Origin of the sequence: Streptomyces sp. NRRL S-340, assembly GCF_000720185.1 — a bacterium.
Lineage (GTDB): Bacteria > Actinomycetota > Actinomycetes > Streptomycetales > Streptomycetaceae > Streptomyces.
Window position 1 is genome coordinate 1 of sequence record NZ_JOIY01000118.1, and the last position, 550, is coordinate 550.

Sequence of the window (550 nt, forward strand, 5' to 3'; positions counted from 1 at the left end):
CGGCATGCGCGTCATCATCGACTTCGTCATGAACCACACCAGCGACCAGCACCCCTGGTTCCAGGAGTCGCGCAAGGACCCCGACGGACCCTACGGCGACTACTACGTCTGGGCCGACGACGACAAGCAGTACCAGGACGCCCGCATCATCTTCGTCGACACCGAGGCGTCGAACTGGACGTACGACCCGGTACGCAAGCAGTACTACTGGCACCGCTTCTTCTCGCACCAGCCGGACCTGAACTACGAGAACCCGGCCGTGCAGGAGGAGATGATCTCCGCGCTGAAGTTCTGGCTGGACCTCGGCATCGACGGGTTCCGCCTGGACGCGGTGCCGTACCTGTACCAGCAGGAGGGCACCAACTGCGAGAACCTGCCGGCCACCCACCAGTTCCTCAAGCGGGTGCGCAAGGAGATCGACACCCAGTACCCGGACACGGTGCTGCTGGCCGAGGCGAACCAGTGGCCGGAGGACGTCGTCGACTACTTCGGCGACTACACCGCCGGCGGCGACGAGTGCCACATGGCCTTCCACTTCCCCGTCATGCCG

The 550-nt window shown here is 64.7% G+C and carries 1 protein-coding gene; it reads left to right on the plus strand.

Annotation, left to right across the window (positions count from 1 at the left end; translation table 11 throughout):
* Nucleotides 1-550 (plus strand): alpha-amylase family glycosyl hydrolase (locus tag IG64_RS37200; RefSeq protein ID WP_037864977.1); only part of this gene is annotated, 550 nt, incomplete at both ends.